Origin of the sequence: Enterovibrio qingdaonensis (assembly GCF_028683135.1) — a bacterium.
GTDB lineage: Bacteria > Pseudomonadota > Gammaproteobacteria > Enterobacterales > Vibrionaceae > Enterovibrio > Enterovibrio qingdaonensis.
Map to the genome: position 1 here is coordinate 360,369 of NZ_JAJUBB010000001.1, position 22,865 is coordinate 383,233.

Annotated in this window: 16 protein-coding genes; 6 read left to right on the top strand and 10 right to left on the bottom strand. The window is 46.5% G+C overall.

Annotated features, from left to right (window positions below):
- Window positions 1-249 precede the first annotated feature (249 nt).
- Complete coding sequence (locus LRP49_RS01680; protein ID WP_274139733.1) at window positions 250-498, bottom strand: hypothetical protein; 249 nt, start codon at window positions 496-498, stop codon at window positions 250-252.
- A gap of 494 nt (window positions 499-992) precedes the next feature.
- Between LRP49_RS01680 and mglB the strand changes: the two genes are divergently transcribed.
- The 3 genes from mglB (at window position 993) to mglC (ending at window position 4,644) form a co-directional block, all read left to right on the top strand.
- Window positions 993-1,976, top strand: coding sequence for a galactose/glucose ABC transporter substrate-binding protein MglB (gene mglB, locus LRP49_RS01685; protein WP_274139735.1), 984 nt, complete (start codon window positions 993-995; stop codon window positions 1,974-1,976).
- Between the two features lie 141 nt (window positions 1,977-2,117).
- Window positions 2,118-3,626, top strand: coding sequence for a galactose/methyl galactoside ABC transporter ATP-binding protein MglA (mglA, locus tag LRP49_RS01690; protein ID WP_274139737.1), 1,509 nt, complete (start codon window positions 2,118-2,120; stop codon window positions 3,624-3,626).
- A gap of 10 nt (window positions 3,627-3,636) precedes the next feature.
- Window positions 3,637-4,644: a galactose/methyl galactoside ABC transporter permease MglC gene (gene mglC / locus LRP49_RS01695; protein WP_274139739.1), complete on the top strand. Its 1,008-nt coding sequence runs from the start codon at window positions 3,637-3,639 to the stop codon at window positions 4,642-4,644.
- 103 nt (window positions 4,645-4,747) lie between these two features.
- On the opposite strand, the gene LRP49_RS01700 is transcribed toward mglC, so the two are convergent.
- Both LRP49_RS01700 and LRP49_RS01705 read right to left on the bottom strand, forming a co-directional pair.
- Window positions 4,748-4,936, bottom strand: a complete 189-nt coding sequence (locus LRP49_RS01700; protein ID WP_274139741.1) for a hypothetical protein — start codon at window positions 4,934-4,936, stop codon at window positions 4,748-4,750.
- A gap of 209 nt (window positions 4,937-5,145) precedes the next feature.
- The gene (locus tag LRP49_RS01705; RefSeq protein WP_274139743.1) at window positions 5,146-5,712 is read right to left on the bottom strand and encodes a cytochrome b/b6 domain-containing protein; all 567 of its coding nucleotides are present in this window, start codon (window positions 5,710-5,712) and stop codon (window positions 5,146-5,148) included.
- Window positions 5,713-6,055: 343 nt separating this feature from the next.
- On the opposite strand from LRP49_RS01705, the gene LRP49_RS01710 reads away from it, so the two are divergent.
- Complete coding sequence (locus LRP49_RS01710) at window positions 6,056-7,444, top strand: SLC13 family permease (RefSeq protein ID WP_274139745.1); 1,389 nt, start codon at window positions 6,056-6,058, stop codon at window positions 7,442-7,444.
- Window positions 7,445-7,528: 84 nt separating this feature from the next.
- Here LRP49_RS01710 and LRP49_RS01715 read toward each other — a convergent pair whose 3' ends face one another.
- Window positions 7,529-14,686: an Ig-like domain-containing protein gene (locus tag LRP49_RS01715; RefSeq protein ID WP_274139746.1), complete on the bottom strand. Its 7,158-nt coding sequence runs from the start codon at window positions 14,684-14,686 to the stop codon at window positions 7,529-7,531.
- Window positions 14,687-15,141: 455 nt separating this feature from the next.
- Between LRP49_RS01715 and LRP49_RS01720 the strand changes: the two genes are divergently transcribed.
- Window positions 15,142-15,726, top strand: coding sequence for a hypothetical protein (locus LRP49_RS01720; protein WP_274139748.1), 585 nt, complete (start codon window positions 15,142-15,144; stop codon window positions 15,724-15,726).
- A 312-nt stretch (window positions 15,727-16,038) separates the two neighbouring features.
- On the opposite strand, the gene LRP49_RS01725 is transcribed toward LRP49_RS01720, so the two are convergent.
- Both LRP49_RS01725 and LRP49_RS01730 read right to left on the bottom strand, forming a co-directional pair.
- The gene (locus LRP49_RS01725; protein WP_274139749.1) at window positions 16,039-17,139 is read right to left on the bottom strand and encodes a hypothetical protein; all 1,101 of its coding nucleotides are present in this window, start codon (window positions 17,137-17,139) and stop codon (window positions 16,039-16,041) included.
- 69 nt (window positions 17,140-17,208) lie between these two features.
- On the bottom strand, window positions 17,209-17,739 hold the full coding sequence (locus tag LRP49_RS01730) for a hypothetical protein (protein ID WP_274139750.1): 531 nt from the start codon (window positions 17,737-17,739) through the stop codon (window positions 17,209-17,211).
- A 41-nt stretch (window positions 17,740-17,780) separates the two neighbouring features.
- On the opposite strand from LRP49_RS01730, the gene LRP49_RS01735 reads away from it, so the two are divergent.
- Complete coding sequence (locus LRP49_RS01735; protein WP_274139751.1) at window positions 17,781-18,944, top strand: sensor histidine kinase; 1,164 nt, start codon at window positions 17,781-17,783, stop codon at window positions 18,942-18,944.
- A gap of 16 nt (window positions 18,945-18,960) precedes the next feature.
- Here LRP49_RS01735 and LRP49_RS01740 read toward each other — a convergent pair whose 3' ends face one another.
- The 4 genes from LRP49_RS01740 to LRP49_RS01755 form a co-directional block, all read right to left on the bottom strand.
- Entirely contained in the window at window positions 18,961-19,683 is a 723-nt protein-coding gene (locus LRP49_RS01740; protein ID WP_274139752.1) for an N-acetylmannosamine-6-phosphate 2-epimerase, read from the bottom strand.
- Between the two features lie 4 nt (window positions 19,684-19,687).
- Entirely contained in the window at window positions 19,688-20,503 is an 816-nt protein-coding gene (locus LRP49_RS01745; RefSeq protein ID WP_274139753.1) for a carbohydrate ABC transporter permease, read from the bottom strand.
- Window positions 20,500-21,387 carry a carbohydrate ABC transporter permease gene (locus LRP49_RS01750; RefSeq protein WP_274139754.1) on the bottom strand — a complete coding sequence of 296 codons (888 nt, stop codon included), beginning with the start codon at window positions 21,385-21,387 and terminating at the stop codon, window positions 20,500-20,502. Before LRP49_RS01750 ends, LRP49_RS01745 begins: the two co-directional genes overlap by 4 nt.
- A gap of 86 nt (window positions 21,388-21,473) precedes the next feature.
- Window positions 21,474-22,793: an ABC transporter substrate-binding protein gene (locus LRP49_RS01755; protein WP_274139755.1), complete on the bottom strand. Its 1,320-nt coding sequence runs from the start codon at window positions 22,791-22,793 to the stop codon at window positions 21,474-21,476.
- Window positions 22,794-22,865: the final 72 nt, after the last annotated feature.

The window sequence follows — 22,865 nt, forward strand, 5'->3', positions numbered from 1 at the left end:
AGCTAAATCAGATTGAAAACAATGAGCAAAAAGATATGACGACTACGCCGACTAACCCTGCGGATCCAAAAAATAAATGTGATATTGGATGACAGGAATTAGTTATTCATTATGGCGTAGACTCCGGAAGAAATGATGGCGGTAATGTACCTCCAACATGCGGCTAAACGCAATGTGATTGCGCCTTAGTTAAAATAAGACTATCAATAATTGTGAACTACACACCTTTCAACGTATTCCGCGTCGTGGTCACTCTCTGTTGTTCTGTCGTTTAGCGTTCACGTACATCACATTGCAGGCACCCGGCGTAATATTCAGTACGCCAAAAGTGTCATACGGCGGTTCACCCTGCTCTTCATCTAAAATGGCGATGCCTTTCGGGTGTTTCCGCAACGAAACTGTTAGCGTTTCTCCACTATCCAGTTCAATAAAGACTTCATTGCTCGGTATCTCAATGTCATTACCTTGTTCATCTTTGTAATACGCACGATATTGCATTATTTTCTCCACGCCATTTCATTAGAACGATAAGGATTTACTCTCTACTTTGCGTTTCTGTACGTGTCACTTCAACAAGTCAGTCTCGCCCTCAAGCCCCTATTACTTCGTGCACGTCATATTTATTTCTCACAAAAACAATCAAAACAAAAACATTTCGCCCTCAATGCATTATTTAAAAACACAGCGCAACAATGTGATTGAAGCATCGCCTTTCTTGCCACGACTTAGCGGACTTCCCTATTTAAAACCATGCTTCATTTCATAAATATGATGTACGTTTACACAAACAATTAAGAAGTATTTCAACGATCACACATCCGGCATAAAAACCCACTAAAACAACACATGGCGACAAATTCACCACTTAGTTCACATTAATTAATCACGTGCTCAATATACTCAAACGGGTAAACGTTTTCACAAAATTTAATTTTAAGAAAATATACACCCTACAAACCTATATAAAATAACAACACTTTAGGACGTACCCTATGAGAAAGCTGACTGTACTCGCAATGCTTACCGCTGGATTGGGATTCGGCGCACCGGCTATGGCTGACACCACATTGGGATTCACCATTTATAAATACGATGACAACTTTATGTCCGTGGTTCGTCAAGCAATAGAGAAAGAAGCAAAAGCAGATGACGAAACGCGCCTGCTTATGAATGACTCTCAAAACAGCCAATCTATGCAGAATGACCAAGTAGACGTTATGTTAGCGCGCGGTGTTCAAGCATTGGCTATTAACCTTGTCGACCCTGCTGCTGCACCAACCATTATCCAAAAAGCGAAAATGGATGACGTTCCTATCGTGTTCTTCAACAAAGAACCGTCTAAGTCCGCCATGGCGAGCTATGACCAAGCGTACTACGTAGGTACTGACTCAAAAGAGTCTGGCATCATCCAAGGTGAATTGATTGCGAACCAATGGAAAGCCAACCCGGCGTGGGATAAGAACGGTGATGGCATTCTTCAGTATGTCATGCTCAAAGGCGAACCGGGTCACCCAGACGCAGAGGCGCGTACGAGTTACTCGGTTAAAACTTTGAATGACAAGGGAATCCAAACTGAAGAGCTCCACATGGATACTGGCATGTGGGATACCGCCATGGCAAAAGACAAGATGGACGCTTGGCTATCTGGTCCTAACGGTAACAAGATTGAAATCGTTATCGCAAACAACGATGGCATGGCGATGGGTGCCGTTGAAGCACTTCGCGGCGCAGGCACCAAACTGCCAGTTTACGGCGTAGATGCACTGGCAGAAGCGTTAGCTCTGGTTAAATCTGGTGACATGGCAGGTACAGTGCTGAACGACGCAACAAACCAAGCGAAAGCGACGTTTGAAATGTCTCGAAACCTTGCTGAAGGCAAAGAAGCTGTCGAAGGCACACAGTGGGTCATTGAGAACAAAGTCGTACGTGTTCCTTACGTTGGCGTTGATATCAACTCATTAGAAAAGTTCCTGTAATAATCAGGTAGGAGGGCTCTCCCCTCCTACCCTCATTCTATTTATTTTGTCCTCAACGATTACCTCGCAAAAAAGCGTCGCTACTTTATGACGCCTGATTTTCCGCAAGGTCATTGTTCATCAGAATAATAAAGAGCTGCCATGCAAGAAATAGCACACGAATTTCTGTTAGAAATGACTCGCGTGAGTAAGTCATTCCCAGGGGTTAAGGCATTAGACAACGTTAATTTAAAAGTCCGCCCACATTCTATCCACGCATTAATGGGTGAAAACGGGGCTGGAAAATCAACGCTACTAAAATGTCTTTTTGGTATTTATGAGAAAGACGAAGGAGATATCGTTTTTCTTGGTAAACAAATTAATTTCTCCTCATCAAAAGAAGCATTGGAATCCGGTGTTTCTATGGTTCACCAAGAGCTAAACCAAGTAAAACAATGTTCAGTTATGGACAATATTTGGTTGGGCCGCTATCCCAAAAAAGGTTTCTTTGTCGATCACGACAAAATGTATCTAGACACAAAAGCCATTTTTGAAGAACTGGATATTAAAATCGACCCGCGCGTTAAGGTCGCCACGCTTTCAGTCTCTCAAATGCAGATGGTCGAAATTGCGAAGGCTTTCTCCTACGACGCGAAAATCGTCATCATGGATGAGCCAACATCGTCTCTGACGGAGAAAGAGGTTACGCACCTTTTCACCATCATCAAAAAGCTGAAAGACAAAGGCTGCGGCGTGGTGTATATCTCGCACAAAATGGAAGAGATCTTCGCTATCTGCGACGAAATCACCATCTTGCGTGACGGTCAGTGGGTTGATACTCGCCCTCTGGAAGGCCTAACGATGGATAAGATCATCGCCATGATGGTAGGTCGTGAACTGACTAACCGTTTTCCAGATAAAACCAACACACCGAAAGATGTCATTTTAGAGGTTCAGCACCTCACGGCACTTAACCAACCATCCATTGAAGACATCTCGTTCGATTTGCGTGCGGGGGAAATTCTTGGTGTTGCAGGCTTGGTTGGCTCTCGACGCACAGACATTGTGGAAACCCTGTTTGGTGTGCGCGAATGCAGTCACGGGAAAATCTTGCTACACGGTAAAGAGATGCGTAACCGCGATGCCAATGAAGCGATCAACAACGGTTTTGCATTGGTGACGGAAGAACGTCGCTCTACCGGTATCTATTCCAATCTCGACATCACGTTTAACTCGTTAGTTGCGAACGTGAACGAATATAAAACCCCATTCGGGCTTCTCAGTAACGCAAAAATGAAAAGTGATACCCAGTGGGTAATCGATTCAATGCGCGTAAAAACGCCCTCGCATCAAACACCGATTGGCTCGCTGTCCGGTGGTAACCAACAGAAAGTCATCATTGGTCGTTGGCTCTTAACCCAACCAGAAATTCTAATGCTTGATGAACCTACACGCGGCATTGATGTGGGCGCGAAGTTTGAGATTTACCAACTGATCTTGGAGCTGGCCAAAAAAGACAAAGGGATCATCATCATTTCGTCAGAAATGCCCGAGTTATTAGGGATCACTGACCGAATTCTGGTGATGAGTAACGGACGTGCCGCAGGCATCGTCAACACAAAAGAAACCTCCCAAAACGAAATATTAGAGCTGGCCTCTCGCTATCTGTAGGACGTGAATTATGGATGCTGTAAAAACATTTGCCTTAAAGCACCTTAAAGAAGGTGCGATTTACGCGGTACTTTTGATTCTGTTAGCGATTATCGTTATTCAGGAACCGTCATTTTTAAGCCTGCGTAACTTAAGTAATATCCTCACCCAATCTTCTGTGCGTGTCATTATCGCACTGGGTGTTGCGGGTCTTATCGTTACTCAAGGTACCGACCTTTCTGCCGGTCGTCAGGTAGGCCTTGCCGCGGTACTGTCAGCCACCTTGCTGCAAGCTGCCGATAACGTGAATAAGGTGTTCCCGAGCATTGGGGAAATTCCAATCGTTGGCGTTATCATTGCGGTGTGTTTGGTGGGTGCCATCATCGGTTTAATCAACGGTGTTATCGTTGCTTATCTGAAGGTAACGCCATTTATCGCCACCTTGGGCACCATGATCATCGTGTACGGCGTGAACTCGCTATACTACGATGCGGTAGGTGCATCACCAATCGCAGGCTTTGACCCACGCTTTACCGAGTTTACACAAGGCTTTATTCGCCTCGGTGACTTCCGATTCTCATATATCACCTTCTACGCCATTATCGCGATTGCGTTTATGTGGATCCTTTGGAACAAAACCGTCTTTGGTAAAAACATCTTTGCGGTGGGTGGTAACCCAGAGGCTGCACGTGTATCTGGCGTAAACGTACCAATGACCTTGTTGAAGGTGTACGCGCTATCCGGTGTATTTTATGCCTTCGGCGGTATGTTGGAAGCAGGTCGTATCGGCAGTGCCACGAACAACTTGGGTTTCCTCTATGAGCTCGATGCCATCGCGGCCTGTGTGGTCGGCGGTGTGTCATTTGCCGGTGGTGTGGGCAGTATCGCAGGCGTAGTTACCGGTGTACTTATCTTTACCGTTATCAACTACGGTATGACCTACATTGGCGTTAGCCCGTATTGGCAATACATCATTAAAGGCAGCATTATCATCTTCGCGGTCGCGTTAGATTCCATGAAGTACGCGAATAAGAAATAGTCGTCACACCACACGGTGAGGAGCGAAACACTAACCCACCTTATCAAGCACGGTAAGGTGGGTGAATTGCCTTCGCAAATGCATCAGTGGGGTGAAAGCTGGCTCAGCAACGTCCCTTCTTCGCTTGGCCTGGAGGACAGAAGTCGCCTTCGGATTTGTCTTTTTTGTCACTCTTATCACCATCCTTGCTCGTCACTTTAACGTTAACGTCATCAACCTCACCTTCCACATGCGTCAACTGACAACCTGCGACCAAAAACAACGATAAAAACAGCATGATGAACGCTTTCATGGACTCTTCCTTTATTTAAACGTCTGAGACAATTCTAGATGAATGCAGCAATTCGTGACGAGGCTCTTTCACGTCAAGCAACTGCACTTCAAATGCCAGACCTCTATCGGAAGACCTCGGTCACCGAATAAGTGCCTCATTTCGTCAACAAACTACGGAAGTCCCAAATCGTAACCGTGTATCAGATAACTGCCATACACCAGATCGCGTCACTTTCTCATCCAATTGATCAAATGCAACAGTGCAAAAATGGCATGACCGTAAAAATACGCCTCAATGGCACCTACCGCTGTTTTATGAATAGAGAGCAAAAATGGCGCAGAACCGTCACGCGTGAAGAATACATACCACAAAAGCCCCGTTGCTATAGCCAAAAGTAAAGCCAGCAAACCTAGCCCTTCTACTGTTGCAGCCAACCCTTTTGGGCGCGCATCCGGTAACTGGAGCTTAAAAAGTGACTGTATGTCTTGCTTTATCACCGCAAAGTCCATGAACAGCCAAGGATACATAGTTGCTATCGTGCGGCGTTTTAGAATAAGCGTAAAGAAAATCAAGGAAATAGGTGCTAAAGCGATACCGCTGTACATGTGAAATTTATCGACGAGTGTTAATGCCGATGCCGGCGTATCCCCATGAACATGCATACCAAACGAAGACAAGAGTTGTGCGATAACCCAAGCCACAACCACAAAGTGAAACCACTTTTCAACTTTAGGCAGGTTGGAGAAAAGATATGACAAACCTTTCCAGACGCTTTTGTTAGACACTGATTTCATAACGAACACCTATGGCTCTAAACTTCTTAAAGCCTAGATAGTAATGCCGCCGTACATTGATTCAATTATCAGAAACACAAACTTAGAAACCGTAGTATTGCCTATCCATAAGTTGTAAAAGGTGGTTAGGCGGCTCAATCTATTATTCAAGTACACTTATTGAACACTGAATTAAGTATTTTTATCGTAAAGATAAAGGAATTAACTCACAAACACACAGCCATTAACAAAATGAACAATTCATTTTGATCCACGCAACATTTTGTCATCTTTCTTATTTTTACGTTTCCAAATTAGTGACAATATCTTCGCCGCTCTGTAGCCCAAAAAGGAAAATAATAATATGAATAAAAATGATAGCGTTCCACTACCCACAAATACTCGCGAATGGTTAATTAATAGAAATAGCTTAATCATACTCGCCGATATCGCGCTGTTCGTATTGCTCTACGTGACGCTTCCGATGGAGAAAGATGTCGTTCTCGGTTTATGCCTATTAACCTTTATCGCTATTTTATGGCTCACCGAAGCGTTACATGTCACTGTCACCGCCATACTCGTTCCCGTTCTGGCCATTCTATTTGGTGTGTTTAATACACAAATCGCACTAAGTAGCTTTTCAAACTCAATCATTTTCTTGTTTCTTGGCGGCTTTGCGTTAGCCGCTGCCATGAACCGACAAGGATTGGATCAGGTTATTGCAGATAAAGTACTCACCATTGCAAAGGGCAAGATGAGTACAGCGGTATTTATGCTCTTTGGCGTTACTGCCGTACTTTCTATGTGGATCAGTAACACCGCAACCACTGCGATGATGCTGCCTCTCGCATTGGGAATATTGAGCAAAGTGAATGATCAAAGCGGCCATAAAACACACGTATTTGTTCTGCTCGGTATCGCTTACAGTGCAAGTATCGGCGGAATGGCAACAATTGTTGGAAGCCCACCGAATGCCATTGCTGCTGCTGAAGTCGGCTTGACCTTTACGGAGTGGATGAAGTTTGGGCTGCCTATGGCTGCAATTTTGCTCCCTTTTGCAATTATGGTGTTACACCTGTTACTTAAGCCTGAGCTTAAAGGCAGCTTTACACTCAACACTGCTGAAGTAGATTGGGACAAAGGCAAGGTTGTCACCTTGGGAATATTCATGACAACGGTCATTTTCTGGATATTCAGCAAACCCATTAACGCCATGATCGGTGGCTTTGCTCAATTCGATACCGTCATCGCGTTAGGTGCGATTATCGCCGTCAGCTTTGCCCGTGTTGTCCACTGGAAAGACATAGAAAAGACCGCCGACTGGGGCGTACTGCTCCTTTTTGGTGGTGGCATCTGCTTGAGCAATGTACTCAAAGCCACAGGCACCAGCGCGTATTTGGCCGGTGCACTTAGCGCAATCGTCGCAGACCTTGGTCCAATCCTTGTGCTGGTTCTTATCGCGTCGTTTGTCGTGTTTTTAACCGAGTTCGTCAGCAATACCGCCCTTTCTGCGCTGTTTATTCCGCTATTTGCCACGGTTGCCGATGCCTTTGGCTTATCGCCAGTTGTTATGTCTGTGCTGATTGCCATTGCCGCATCGTGCGCATTTATGATGCCCGTTGCAACGCCACCGAATGCCATTGTTTTCGGTACAGGGAAGATTAAGCAAAGCGAAATGATCCGTGTCGGATTCCTTTTGAACTGGGGCTGTATCGCCGTATTAACGTTGGTCGCCCTGTTGTTCTGGTCGTAAACACGAAAGTCGAAACAAAAAAAGCAGTGCTGATTACTCAGCACTGCCTAACTTTTCAATTACGCCTCAGCATAAAACTGAAATCTAGTGCCTTATAGGTCGCGCTCTGTAACGCCTCGCTCCCCACAAACACACCATCAGCCATAGCATCCATAAATTTATGGTGCCGCCACCAGCATCTTCAACTGTACCGCTCGTGTCCTCAGAAACAGTGACAGTGACTTCAGCTGAGTGCATAACGTTCCATTGATTACGCACGGTATAACGTATATGGAACTCTCCGACTCTATTTTCTGGGGGCGTAAAGTAAATCGTTGAACCGTTGTGCCATGCGACGCCTTCGTCAGCATCTACGTGAACAATTTCAAGCTCCATGCCTTCGCTGGCTTCTTCGTCATTGTCCAAAGCCCGAATCACCGCCTCTTCACCTATCACAATCGAGATCGTGTCATTCAACGCCGTTGGAGCTGCATAAATGCTCATTGCACCACTCGGGTCAACAATCATTCCGTTGACGAGTCCATCCGCATCATTGAGTCCTCCGTCTCTAAGGCTGACTTGAATACACCAATGGCCCTCAGTTAGACCCGGAGTCCATACATCACTTTGGTTACCAACCATCTTTTCTGGGTTTTGTGGCGGTGGACAAACACCGTATTCGCCTTTAGACGAGTGCAGCGCGCCATTCGGGTAACCAGAGTCAGCACCATCGGCAGCGAAATCCAGCCATTGTTCACCAATGAGTTTACGGTACGTCACATCTTTTGCCAGTGATTGCTGTTGTGGCAGCACCACCGACACCAATGCGCCCGGCTCAGGAATATCTTTGATGATGAAATCAAACATACCACTGTGATACCAGTTCCCTGCTGCAATCGGCATACGACTGACGTCAACCAGCAATCCATCTTCGCTGTACTTCGAAGCACCAGTCGCTAAAGCGACCCCACTTTCCGTTTCAGCAAGGAAGCTGTCTTGGTCATCGTTGCTGGAAGGTTGGACATTGAGATCATCAACTGCATCCAAGTAATCTGGAATACCGTCTCCATCGCTGTCTTTATACCCTTCCAACGCATCAGGAATACCATCGCCATCGCTGTCTAGCGTGTTACTCAGCATGGCAAGCTTCTCAGCCACATCGAAATAACTCACATGTGTCACGCCAATATTCTCGCCATCCGCGAGTGCCGTTTCATTGGCCACGGTAAAGGCAGCATAAGTAGAACCCACCGCTAAGTCTGTGGTAGACACAACAAAGCGCGCTGAGTGAGCATCGTCTGATAGGCGAACCCATGCATCATCTTTCGGCTGAATGCTAAACACCTCTGAGTCAGTAGCGTTTTCCACAACCAGTTCAATTTCGACATTCCCCTGCTGCTGACAAATCCAGCTGCGCTCTTCGCCTTTCTGGCTGAGTAGCGCACTGACTTTTGGCAACACGTAAGTATCAGCGACGGTCAAAGTGAACGTAGAATTCTCACCAAGATTGAGGGTGCTATCGAGAACGATCTCGTACTGCTCTCCCGCAAGAAGTGACGTTAACGCAATGTATCCGTACGTACCTTGCTGAATAACCAGTGGTGCTTGTTCCACACCATCGAGGCTATATGGCACCTCTAACTGATCAAAAGGTAAATCTCCGTTGAGCAATACAGCTACGTCATAAGTTTGTGTGTCTTGCGATACACGAACAGAACTCGGCAAGCTCACCATTGGGTTGACCCGCAAGATTTGTGTTGCGGTAGCCTTTGTTCCATCACCTTTCTCTGCCTGCCAAACCAGTTCGTGTCGACCTGGCGCAAAGTGCGTTTTGCCTCCAACCAACTCAACAGGCACAGCGGCACCTGTTCTATCTTGTGCAAGCGGAGTCGTCAAATTCACTTTTGTTAACGCACCCGTGGCATCAAGGATAATTTCATTAACAGAACCAAACACAATATCGGTGTTACGCTCGATAGTCAGTTGCACACTTGCCTGACTTGTCAGGCCCTCGATATCTTCAACAAAGTATGTCAAAGACACATCAGAGTGGGCTGCATCAAGCGTCAGTTCGAGTGTGTCCCCAACGACTTGCACCTTACCTTGCTTTGTTGATGCACTGACAAGGCTGAATGCTAAATCATCAACGTGTGAATCGTTGTGCAATACATTCAGTACATACCGCTCATTTGATGTCGGTGCTGCCAACTCAAACGTATCATTCACTGCGGTTGGGCCATTATTGATATCTACAACCGTGATTGAGAATGGGGCTAATGACGCAGACGCTTTGCCGTCACTTACCGAAATAATAATGCCTTCCGTTACACCCACATCCTCTTCAGTCGGCAATCCATACAACCCGCCCGTAGCCACATCAAATTGTGCCCAAAGCGGTTTGTTCGTGATGGAAAACGTGAGCGTATCTTCAACGTCAATGTCATCTGCTACCGGCGTAAAACGATAGGCAACATCTTGATCAACCGTCGTTCTGGGTGAGCCAGAAATCGTTGGTACATCATTCACATTGTCTATCGTAATGCTAAATGCCGGCAATTTCGCGGACGCAATGCCATCACTGACTGAAATTTCGATGCCTTCCGTCACGCCAACATGGTCGTTACTAGGCGTGCCTGAAAGAATACCCGTCGTTACATCAAAATGCGCCCACGCTGGTTTATTAGCAATAGTGAACGCCAGCACGTCATTCACATCTATGTCATTAGCTAAAGGAACGAACTGGTATGCAACATCCTGGCTTACACGGGTTGCCGGAGAGCCAGAGATAACAGGCGCATCATTCACATTCTCAACGGTGATTGAGAACATGGGTAAGGCCACCGTTTCTATGCCATCACTCACGGATATCACAATACCTTCTGTAACACCGACGTCCTCATTAGTGGGCGTTCCAGACAAGGCCCCTGTTTTCAAGTCAAACGTTGCCCAAGACGGGAGTTGGCTGATACTAAAACTCAACGTGTCTACCACATCTATGTCGCTGGCAATTGGCACAAATCGATACATTGCATCTTGCTGAACGCGCGTTGCAGGTGTGCCCGATATAACGGGAGTGTCGTTAACGTTTTCTACGGTGATAGAGAATGCAGGTAAGGCAATATTTTCCAAGCCGTCACTGACGGCAATGACAATACCTGACGTGACACCAACATCATCATTTGTTGGCGTTCCAGACAAAGCACCAGTGGCGAGATTAAAGACAGCCCAGCTTGGTTTGTTTGTAATGCTAAAACTGAGCCTGTCTCCCTCATCAATATCACTGGCAATCGGTGCGAAGTGGTACGGGATATCTTGCTTCACAGTGGTCGCAGGAAAGCCTGAAATCACTGGCGCATCATTGACGTTTTCGACGGTGATAGTGAACGGAGGGAGAGCAACAAAATACTCCCCATCACTCACAGCAATCGCAATATCAGGATAAACACCCACATCCGCGTTGCGTGGCGTACCCTCCAATAGACCTGTTTGGCTATTAAAGTGCATCCAACGCGGTTGATTGCTAATGAAGAAAAACAGTTTGTCGCCTGCATCAATATCGTTAGCGACAGGTGCAAACTGATAGGAAACATCTTGTTTAACGGTGGTTGAAGGCGTACCTGCAATTGTCGGTGCATCATTGACGTTGTTCACCACAATATCAAATGGCAGCATGCGATTAACGCGTTCGCCTTCAACGACTTCAATCACGACATCTTTTACCGTTCCGACATCATCATTTGTCGGCGTGCCGGAAAGAAGTCCGTTTTCATCCAAACTGAGCCAAGCTGGCACGTTTGATGTCAATCGGTAAGCTACGGAAGAGCCATTTACCAAAGGAGTGGCCGCGAATTGGCGCTGATAAGTCTCGTCTTCTGTGACTTGTTCATTAATAAGCGCATTGGTTGGTTCTGCGAATAGCGGCACATCATCCCAACGCAACCGAGGGTACTCTCCCTTTTGCAATAGCCAACCGCCCTGTTTCCAAGGCGATAGTGCATCCCAGCGCCAGTCTTCACCTGTAAAGGTATTGGGCGTTTTTAACTGTTCAGTGGTGCGACCGCCTAAGTCCACATCACAGTTCGAGATAAACGATGTATCACAGTTATAAAAGCTGTTTACGATTTCTAGTCCTGACAGATTGCCTTCTACCAAACCGTATTGTGTTGAAGGGGTGACAGCAAAGCTGTTGAGAATTTCAACACTTGTGTGACTGTAACCAACAATACCAACAATGCCACCCATTATCGGTCTTCCAGTCACAGTCGCAGAACTTTCAGTCATCACCAGATCAGCGTACAAGGTTCCAATCATCCCTCCTGTTTGCATTTCTTTTGGAAAGCGAGAGTCGAGTGTTACTTCAACCTTGTCTACCAGTAGGTTTCTCCAACTAAGGCCAACAAGACCACCTGAATTGCTCCTACTACTCATTTTCCCTTGAAGGCGAACATTGGAAATAGAGGTACTACGGCTGTTTTCACCGCTTTTTAAATTACCTACAAGTAAACCGGAATATTCGCCCCCAGTTAGGTCGACATTGGACAGCGTGAGGTCTTGAATATTTTCTAATGCTATATCCCCGAATAAACCGATGGCTCTATTCCTAGGGGCATATAGATATAAATTTTGAATGGCGAAATTCGTGCCGAAAAAATTATCTATATCGATGGAAATCGGTTGAAAACCCTTTGCCTGATTTTCCGTCATCGACGTTTCATCGATATCGACGAAATTCCAAAATCTGGTCTCTCCTGCCTCAATATCAGCACTCAATATCCAAGATTTGCTTTCGTCCTCAACATTCGCTACTTCACTCACCCACCGTAAGTTGGCGAGATTGGCAATGACGCCTCTTCCCTGTTCATCATAGAAAGGCTCTTTAGGAGCCGTGGTCGCGTGAATTGTAACGACAACATCGGCACTAAATTCACCATCAGTGATTGTGAAAGTCACATTGTCTTCGCCAAGCGTTCCGCCTGGGACATAACGCCATTGTGTCGTATATTCAACCTGCTCGATTACACCCAGTTTTGGGTGAACAGACACGTCCACCTGACTTGCCTGTAAAGGTCCATCAACATCTGACACTAATTCATCGAGATATATGATTTTTTCTTCATATGTAGAATACACCTCATCACGAACCTTCGGTGGATCATTGACTGGCACAATATCCAATGTAACGGTTGCTTTTACGCTCGGTCTTACCCCATCAGTAACAACATAATCAAACGTATCTTCTCCATTAGCATCTCGATTTGGCGTGTATGTGGCTATATCCCCCTCTAGAGTCAACTGACCTTTAGTTGGGAGGGTAGCTAAGCTAAACACTAATGGTTGGTTGTCGACATCTGTAACTAAGTGAGACAAATCTATTTCTTCTGATGTGTCCTCTAACAAGCTAACCGTGGTGGTGTTGGCAAGCAGAGGGTCACTCACCGGGTGAATAGTCAAAACGAGCGCAGAATCTAGCCCCGTATTCGTTTCGACAATACCTATATTATCTGAGCCGTAAAAGTGTGGGTTAGGTGTGTAAGTTAGTATTGTACCTGACAACTGAGCTTCACCATGGGACGGTACATCAATGCGAAATGCTGGGTTGTTAATACCAACCGCTAAATTGCTCAGTTCGAAGGTTAGTGTCTGATCTTCATTTAGGTTGGCAGCACCATTGACCAGTGTTGGTGATGCCATGATGTCTATCGAAATACTTCCCGTTACACGGTGTTCACCATCTATTACAGTAAATGCAAAACGATCAATGCCTATATCGGTACCGCCATGGCGGTAGGTGACTACTGATCCGTTGAGAGCCACTTCGCCCAACTGCGCTGATGACAACTCAAAGAGGTAGTCTTGACTCTCTCCAACTTCATCACTTACTAATGTCATCAAATCAATGTGTGACGACCCACCAATGATAACGCCTATATGTCCCGAAGAAACAGTTGGCACATCGTTAACCGGTGCAACGTCTATTGAAATAGTGGGGAGTTGATTACTGTAGTTACCTGAAACCGCTTTAACCGCAATATCCCTAAAGCTTCCAATTCCGAGGTGACTGGGTAAACCCGAGATTACTCCACGATCATCAATAGATAACCAACTAGGCGCATTTAACAACTGATACGATACTGCTTCATTGCTTGGTGAAAAAGCTTCGACTTCAAGCGTAAATTCTCTATCTTCCTTCAGGCTATGGGTCAATTCAGCCGCAGATGGACGAATAAATATAGGTGAGTTGGGGTGTTGTAGTGTTGGGTACTTATCTTGCCTCAATACCCAAGAACCTTGTTGCCATGCAGTGCCAACCTCCCACTGTGCATCTATGAATGTTTGGGGAGTTTTTAACTGTGCAGTCTCTCGACCAAAGGTATCGTCACCAGAAATTCCATCCCAGCAATCACTCTCATCCCCTTCTTGACCGCCAATTTCACAATCGAAAAAGCTCTGTAAGAGTGTTCCTTCACTATTGTCCCCAATTAAACCACCGAAGGAATGATTAAATCCTTTCATCGAAGAAAAGCTATCAGATACGACGCCTTGTGAACTACCGACTAACCCACCAACGTCCGATCTTGTACATTTAATTTCACCACTAGAGCTGAGGTTTTCATAGTGACTATCCTGTCGAAGAAGAACGCCCAGTAGACCACCACTGTAGCTTCCGCTTGAAGTGACAATTAATTGTTCACCTTGGATATTTCGCCCTTTCCCTGCTGCAGTACCAATGACTCCACCAGTCCACCCATTTCCAGAAACAGCACCCGAAACATAGATATTCTCAATCCTTCCATAAGAATACCCCGCTAGTGCCCCTGCATGTGTATTTCCATAAATATCCACGTTTCGCAGTTGGATATTTTGCAAAACTGCAGTCTCATTTACATAGCTAAACAAGCCGATAGCAGATTCATGTGGCCTATTAATTGTCAGATTGCTCACATGATAATTGTTTCCGTCATACCGCCCACTAAAGCTATCAATAGGTAAAAAGCCCGCACCTCCATTCCAATACTTTGTTACAGACGCATCAATATTTGCTGTCTGCATCCAAGTTGAATCCCAAGCCGCTGGCGATACACTCAGCCATCGCAACTCACATAAGTTACTGATAGACCCGCCTTGACCTTCGACCCAGTCAGCGGGCTGAATAGCAGGAGTATCGCCATTTTCTGGGGTAATGCACTGCTCGCTTGCGAGCGTAGGTTGGAAGGAAAAAATAAGAATAAGTAGTGCGCCGAGAATCCTTTTCACGTTACGCATAATGATCGTCTCACATGACACATCTTGGATGTGTTTATCTCTAAAAGCTCCCGTCAATTAGGTAAGCGGGAGTGCCGTTTTTACGCGCCAATGCTTCAAAAAGCGAGATAGAGACGTCAGCCAAAACAACGCAATTCGTTGAAATCGGCTTCAAGACATTTGGCGCGTAGTGACATACGAGGGTAATGGGTCCGTTAATGACCAGAAGGGTAAGTTAAAAAGGAAAGCTACCCTCGTGTGTTATGTGAAGATCCTACTCCCATAACTCATCAGACCAGCACTAAAAACTTTGCTATTTGTGATCATGAGAACAGTTCATTTTTCAACCTATGCGCCACGTGAATCAATTGCTTAAACGTAAGCGCAAACCGTGAATATGCCGCGTGATTATGCAACATTATGCTTACTGTGGAATTTTGGAATATTCGTGAGAAGTAATCTGAGTGTGAGTAGTATTGGACGCTCAGCTATGGCTAACTATACAGGTAACGCCAAATGATCTCACTCCTTCTGCTCCGGTTGTAGCAGAAGGAGTGTTAGTCAAAAATCTAAAGAGTGAACAGATGGAATTACTATTGTTTCTAGGCTTCATATACTTTTCGAGCACTCCTACTTACGCAGGTTTCTTTGGGTTTAAAGAGGTAGACGGAGAACTTAGTCACACGCCCTTTACAAAGACTATGGGCTTTTTGGGCATATTGTTTGCCGGGTTTTTAGCTACCTTATATTTCTTAGGCGATTACAATCACGAGCAGGAAATTGGGCACATTCTTGGTACCTTAGCGTTTTTTGCATTTGGTGTTGTAATGTTATTGGAAACATTCTTCTCTGAAGGGAAATATGACGAAAATTCAATTGATTACAAAACAATTTGGAAAGGGCGCAAGGTAATAAAATGGGAAGAGCTCATTTCATATAAGAACAAAGGTGATCAAATACGCCTTGATTTTAAGGATGGAACAACCATCAAGGTGTATTTACTGATGGGGGGCTACGGCTACCTGCTGGACTTTTTAGCAAGAAAATTTCCTCAAATGTGACCATTTAACAGTAAGCTTTTCTGCCTCATTCCTGAGGCTAGAACCTTTCAAGATTCTTCTTAAGAAAATGTCAGTATAAACAAACAGCAAACTCTGGCAGATACTGACCGACATCTTCAAAATTTACCAATTAATCAGACAATTGTGTTTCTTCGCGCTTCTTTTCTCGTCATAACCTCACCACCAGCACAACAAAAATGCCCGCAAAAAGCCATCACGGTTAGGTGATGGCTCTCGTTTATTGCACGTCGTTAAATTGAACGGCGATTAGATCGGAACAAGGCCAATAAAATTAAGTTACTAGGTTTACAATTACGCACACTCCAACCCGACACAACCGGATACCAACGGCAAAAAGGTCTCCTCAAAGCCGTATTGGTTTGACACAACAACGCGAAGGTAACCCTCATTCTGAAACAAGGGAGAATTCAGCATTAAGCTGTGTTCGCGATTGAGTTGCTCTGTTAAAAGCACATCCCCATCAATATAGGTGCCTTCTACGTCGGGAGAATCCTTCGGAACAAAGTAAAAGGTGACAGCCTCTGCCCCTTCCATGTTCTGCCACATCACGTGAACCTCGTTAGGCGTTGCCGTGTAGCCAAGGTACATGTAACCGGGGTCCGGTACGGCACTGTCTATATAGTCAACCGTTTCAGACACCTCTTTCTCTTCAGAATCACCCATGATTTTCAGGGTAAACGAAGCGGGATTGGGATCAGTCGGAAGATATTCAACCTCATGGTAAATGCCAGAGCCCAAAAACAAAGGGGTCGAAATGAGCGAGGAGCTAATTTCGACCGAGTCCGCACCACTGAACACAGCCCCCGCATAAATCGTGTTGGATGTAATTTCCACCACATTATTCACCCATTCAAACACTGGCCGGCTGCGAATACTCGATTCGACAAATTCGAGCGGGATATCCCCAAGGTCGATATACATTAACGTTGGATCAGAAGAGACTACTTCAGAATCACCGCTTCTACGGTCAGTATTTGATAGGTCGGTTATTGTCGCTGAAACCGTGACACCTTTACGCGTTGTGAATTCAATATTGTTTCCCGTATAGGTAAACTCGCGAGCACGCGACGACGCCCCTAGCCCGGGAATAAACATGCGGTGCTCGTACAAATACCTTTGCCCCTCTGCTGCCCCATCAAGTTGAATGGATACCGTCGCATTTTCCGCTCGAGAGCGAGATCCACCGCCTCCGCCGCCATTCACTGAAAGGTTACGAGTTAGTCCGGGTGGATTAATGTCGCAGTTAAACGTAGTGAAATGCGAGGTCGTTGCTCTTAACGCCCACCCTGTCGGCGTGGCCGCATTTTTCTCTACGAAGCCATTGCTTTCGTACACCCATAGCCCTGTTTCTTCATCCAGAATCCAAAGCGGAATGGCATCCCCCTCTTTCAAGTCCTCATTCTCTATAGACGTTGCGCCAAATAAAGGAAGGAGCAGTGTCGCGTAAATTCCGTCGTCAATTTACAGTTCAACCCCTTCTTGTTCAAACGTGATATTTGCTACGCCATAGGTGAAAAGAAGCTGATGATCTTCTTGCTCTTCATCCGCATTTTGAACGCCATAAAAACTGCCGGGAAACCCGTCCCCGACAATGGGATGACTGGTGTCTATTGGGGTGATATACAATTCAACGGGCCCCGTTACTGCACTCCCATCTGGCTTTCTGAGAGAGCCGGGTGGAATTTCAACCCCAGTCCCCAGAGGGCCGAAGAACTGCCCGCCGAGTCCTGCATCAAAGGTGATCGGCGGAGCCCGCTCAATCAAGGTAGTTTGATGCGAATGCGGCCCTTGAATACCTTCAAAGAACACCAAACCGTCTAAATAGCCTTGTTTGCGTATGCGAAGCAGACTGTCATTGCTATGAGGAATAACCGATAACGCCATCAGCGGCGGCTTATTCTCAGTCTGCTTTATATCCATCGAACTTGAAGTCACGGAATAGCCATCAATCGGCACACCATTTTTGTCGACCACGGCCAAAGACAGCGGCACGGTATCTTGCGGTGTTGGTGTAGAAGGAGGAGCCCCACTCGTTGGCGGATCATCGGCTTCAGCAGCTTCATCGTTATCTCAATGTCGTCAGGCCACGCGTAGAACGGTGTTTGCTAGCCCACTCCTTGGTCGGTTTCGCCCTATTTCTCGCCCCTGACTATCCCTCTTTACTCTTCTGGGGATACGGCGTTTGGTATGCATTTCTCGTGGCATTTGGCTTATACGCCACGGTTTTTTTGATGGGGGTTTATTATCGTCAAGGGAATACCGATGCCTACCTGATGTTACTTGTCGGCTCGGTCATTGTCGTATGCGGAATCCACGACATTATGCTGGTAAATCACCATTGGACACGGTTTGACGGGTTCACAATTCAATACAGTGCCTTCCCTACAGTCCTTCTCTTTGGCTGGTTTTTGTTACGCCGGTTCGCCGCAGCCCTTACGACCTCAGAAATGTTATCCCGCTCGCTAGAAAAACAAGTTGAAGAAAAAGAACATCAACTCTCGTTGCAGTATCGAAAACTCTATGACCTTGAAAAAGAACAACTGTTGGCCAGCGAAAGAGACCGATTAATGCGAGACATGCACGATGGCTTTGGTGGCAGTCTGGTCTCGCTGGCAACCATGCTGCAACAGCAAAACGGCCCCGTGTTTGAACGTGCCTACTCAAAAGTGCAGCTGTGCCTGACCGATTTAAGAATGGTGATCGACTCCCTCGACCCCATGATTAACGACATATCAATGTTACTCGCTACCCTTCGTACTCGACTACAGAGTCAATTGGAAAGTGCCAATGTCGCCTTGGAATGGGAAGTCACCGCGCTCCCTGCGTCCCCGCCCTTTAGCCCGCAGCGAAACCTGCATATCATGCGGATCGTTCAAGAAGCGATCAATAACAGCGTAAAACACACCAACGCCAAGGTGATTAAGGTACGCAGTGGCTTGGTTAATCAAGAAGCTCGCGCTGAGACTAACGAAGGTTCTCCAGAACCGTCCTCTTCGGCCACCGTCTTTATATCTATAGAAGACATAACATCCGATGCGCCCAATGCGAATTCTGTGGAGTACACAAAACCTCAAGGACGCGGAATTAAAAACATGCATTGGCGGGCTAAACAACTCGGCGGGAAATTGGAATGGCGAAAAGGCTCGACAGGTACAACAGTCACCTTGCTATTACCTCGCGAATTTTCACCCTCATGAGTGACTCGCAACGCGGCTATAACTCCCCTTTACTGCGATTAAAGCGCGCAAAACCTTTGTCTGCTTGTGTAGCGAACCATTGCGTCACAAACTCTGGCCGAGTTATCGCTGAACCCACGGTGCAACTCCATGCTCCCGCTTCTAACGCCTCTCGCACATAGTCAGGCTGATTGTACCGTCCCTCCGCCATCACTCTGATCCCTGCTGACACCCAAGATTTTACAAGCTCCACGTCTGGGAGCGTGGGCGTTGGCCCGCTGATGTAACCAGACAAGGTCGACCCAACCAAGTCACACTGAAGATCCGCGGCTTCTATTCCTTCGTCAAAATTGGAGCAATCCGCCATCACCCGAACACCCAATGCTTTGGCCAATATCACAAGCTCTGAAAAAGGAACGGGACGCTTTCGTAAGGTTCCGTCAATCGCAATAATATCTGCCCCTGCTTTGGCCAGTTCGATGACATCTTGCTCAAGCGGCGTGATCCTAACCTCCGAACTGCTCAGGTCTCTTTTCACAATACCAATCACGGGGATATTGGTTTGCTCTTTGACTAAAGCAACGCGCTCTACGCCTTCAATTCTCAACGCCCGTGCACCGCTCGAAGACAATGCTTGTGCATACGCCACCACAATGTCATCTCTATCTAACGGGCCATTTTCAACAGGCTGACAAGACACCACCAACCCTCCGCGTAACGCATGTATTACGGGCTCCGCCTCAATGTGGAAGTCATTCATATCATTATCCTTTCACCGCGCCACCCATGACGGATTGTCCAATTTGCTTATAGATCAGTAACCCCAATAAAGTAGGAGGCAAAGTACCAATCACCATGACCGCTGCAGTCACGCCCCATTGAACGCCACCGCCTCCCGCAGCAAAGAAGAAAGATGCCCCCACCGTCAATGGCACTGCATCTCGGGTGGTTAACATCAACCCAAACAAGAATTCGTTCCATGCCGTGATAAAGCCAAAAATCAAAGCCGTCGCCAAAACAGGTTTTGACAGAGGAAGTACGACATAAAGCAAGTACTCAAAGGTACTGGCTCCATCTATTGATCCCGCATCATCGAGTTCATGGGGGATATCGTGAACCGCATTGATTGACATCATCAGTGCTAGCGGAAGGTTAACCACGGCTAAGATCAGCCCCAACCCAAACTTGGTATCGAGCAGATGTAACGGCTGGTACATCATGTAGAGTGGAATCGCGAAAATGATCAAAGGAACCGCACGAAGGTTCACCACCGCAGGCATAAGAATACGTCGCCCAATCCCTTTTCGCTCCATCGCAAATGCTGCTGGAAAACAAACAAACAGAGGCAAAAACGCACCGATACTCGCTGAAACCGCACTGTTTACCAAATATGCCATCACATCAAACCGCTCTGATATTTGGAAAACGTTCACGTAGTTTTCAATCGTCCAGTTTTCTACCCATAGGCTTGGATTACTGGCAATTTCCGCGTTTGATTTAAACGAAGTCAGTAAGGTCACCAACACGGGAAAATTCATGAGCAACGCGGCGAGAATAAAAACGCCCCAACGTAGAATCATGCTTCTCCTCCTACTGACTTCTTCTTCGTGGAAAACCAATTCAGCAAATACAGCACCGTGAAGGTGACGAGAAGCAAGAGCATGGATGCGGCTACCGCTTTTCCGATATTGCCTTGCTTGAAGAAGGCAAGATACACGTAGATTGATAGGCTAGTTGTCGACCCACCAGCACCACTGCCGGTCAGCACATACACGTTATCAAACACCCTAAAGCCGTCGATGAAACGAATAAACAACGCGGTAAACAGCGCAAGCTTCATAAACGGTAATTCAATGCGCCAAAAGCGTTGGAACCCTTTGGCACCATCCAGCGTTGCCGCCTCTCGAACATCTTCAGGTACAGATTGATAAGCCAAATGAAACAGCAGCAGCGCAAATGGTGTCCACTGCAAAATTTCAATGGTCATCAGCGTATATATCGCGTTATTCGCATCCAGAAATGCCGGGCTGTCCCCCCACCACTCCCACAGGTAATAAGGGACAGGGCCGACAAATTCATGCAGCACAAGGCGGTACATCAACCCCACTAAAGCGGGGGCCGCCATCATTGGCATCATGAGAATCGCCAACATCCACGTGTGTTTTTTCAGTAATGGCGAAAGGTAAACAGCCAGAAAAAGACCAAGTAGGCACTCGACCAAAGCAGTAAAAAAGCCGAACTGAAAAGAGAAGCGCGTTGCTTGCCAAAACTGCTTATCGTTCACGACATCAATAAAATTACCAAACCCTCTTAAATCTGGTGAACGAAGGTTTTCAAATGACACGTGTGAAACGCTGTAAACAATATCGGCAATTAAAGGAAAGCCGAGAAACAGCACCAAAAACAGCGACAGTGGCACTATTAGCAAACGGCTCTGGTTATCCTTAACCGGCAACGTCTTCATTATTCACCTGCTAGGGACGGCAAAAAAAAACACCGTCCCTCCTTATTCCATCTGACCCAGTGATATGAGTCACCACCCTTGCTCAGTTACTTGAGCAGCTCCTGCATGGCTTCTTCTGTATTGTCCAACGCCGCATCGAGTGACTGCTGCCCTGCCCAATAACCCGTAAATTCACGCGCCTGAACTTCATAAACAGTCAATGCATTCTTCGACGTACCGCCATTCATGACAAAACCATATTCTCCGGCATATTCGCCGAGTGTTTTCAAGTCGGGTCGCTGGTCAACAATGTCTGCTACCACGCTTTGTTTTAATGCGGGATTTCCACCTGCAAGCGCATAGGCTTTCGCCGCGTCAGCCGTTGCCAACCAATTGAGGAATTTCAATGCACCTTCTTTGTTCTCAGAGGCTTTGTTCAAACCAAACCCCAATCCATGAACATGCGTAAAGCGTCCAGAAGGGCCAGATGGCGGTGGTGCAATTCCTACCTTACCTGCAATCGTAGGGTTTTTAGTTGCGTCCGTTAAATCCCCTGCTGCTGCATTCCACTGCAACATGGTAGCGACTTGACCCGCACCAAATGCTGCATTTGCCTCTGCATACTCGTAAGACAAGGAATCTTTGGGCGACGAACCTGCATCATAGAGGTTACGGTAGCGCGTTAATGCATTTTTGAACGCATTGCTGTCGACCGTCACCTCACCGCTATCATTCAACCAATTGCCACCATATGCTTTAACGGCGGAGTGCCAGATCATCATATTAAAAAGCAAGTTCTTCATCTGAAGTACTGTGCCGTACCGTACCGGACTCTGGCGGTTTTGCTTTTTCGCAAAAAACAACGCTGTCACAGTGTAATCGTCCCACGTCCACGCCTCAGGCGAGACGGGCATCATTTCCTTACCGAAGTGTTCCTTGGCAATCGCTTTGTACTGTGCTTGCCAATCAGGGTCAGAAAGGAGTTTGTCCATCAAGTCAGTGCGGTAATACATAAAGTGCAGAGAAAGGTCAGTCGGCACACCATACTGCTTTCCGTCATACTGCATGGTCGCCAGGACTTTATCGTCATATGCATCATTACTCGTTAACGTAATGGGCTCCATATAAGGTGCATACCGACCTAACGAGTACGTTGCGGTCAAATTGATATCGAATTCTTTTGTCCCTGCGGCGAGATCTGACTGGAGCTTGTCCCAGAACCCTTCCCGGTTAAAAAACAATGCTTCTACTTTATCGTTCTCACTAACGCCGGGTTGGGCGTTATACACCTCTATCACTTTTCTCAACGCGACTTCTTCCGGCCCACCTGGCCACCCCAAGACAGTGACTTCGCCCATTACCGGTACACTCATCAGTGCCGAAAGTGAGCATGCTGCAGCCAGTTTTCCAATCGATATACCTGCCATGTTCCTTCTCCGATTCCTACATTGAGTCGCTGCTTTCTACCAAACCACATGCATGGTAATCAGCAGCAGAAC

Bases quoted from the DNA above. Each gene is read 5' to 3' on its own strand.
- LRP49_RS01755 (WP_274139755.1), bottom strand. From the start codon at position 22,793: ATGGCAGGTATATCGATTGGAAAACTGGCTGCAGCATGCTCACTTTCG.
- LRP49_RS01715 (WP_274139746.1), bottom strand. From the start codon at position 14,686: ATGCGTAACGTGAAAAGGATTCTCGGCGCACTACTTATTCTTATTTTT.
- LRP49_RS01705 (WP_274139743.1), bottom strand. From the start codon at position 5,712: ATGAAATCAGTGTCTAACAAAAGCGTCTGGAAAGGTTTGTCATATCTT.
- mglA (WP_274139737.1), top strand. From the start codon at position 2,118: ATGCAAGAAATAGCACACGAATTTCTGTTAGAAATGACTCGCGTGAGT.
- LRP49_RS01680 (WP_274139733.1), bottom strand. From the start codon at position 498: ATGCAATATCGTGCGTATTACAAAGATGAACAAGGTAATGACATTGAG.
- LRP49_RS01700 (WP_274139741.1), bottom strand. From the start codon at position 4,936: ATGAAAGCGTTCATCATGCTGTTTTTATCGTTGTTTTTGGTCGCAGGT.
- mglB (WP_274139735.1), top strand. From the start codon at position 993: ATGAGAAAGCTGACTGTACTCGCAATGCTTACCGCTGGATTGGGATTC.
- LRP49_RS01740 (WP_274139752.1), bottom strand. From the start codon at position 19,683: ATGAATGACTTCCACATTGAGGCGGAGCCCGTAATACATGCGTTACGC.
- LRP49_RS01745 (WP_274139753.1), bottom strand. From the start codon at position 20,503: ATGATTCTACGTTGGGGCGTTTTTATTCTCGCCGCGTTGCTCATGAAT.
- mglC (WP_274139739.1), top strand. From the start codon at position 3,637: ATGGATGCTGTAAAAACATTTGCCTTAAAGCACCTTAAAGAAGGTGCG.
- LRP49_RS01710 (WP_274139745.1), top strand. From the start codon at position 6,056: ATGAATAAAAATGATAGCGTTCCACTACCCACAAATACTCGCGAATGG.
- LRP49_RS01750 (WP_274139754.1), bottom strand. From the start codon at position 21,387: ATGAAGACGTTGCCGGTTAAGGATAACCAGAGCCGTTTGCTAATAGTG.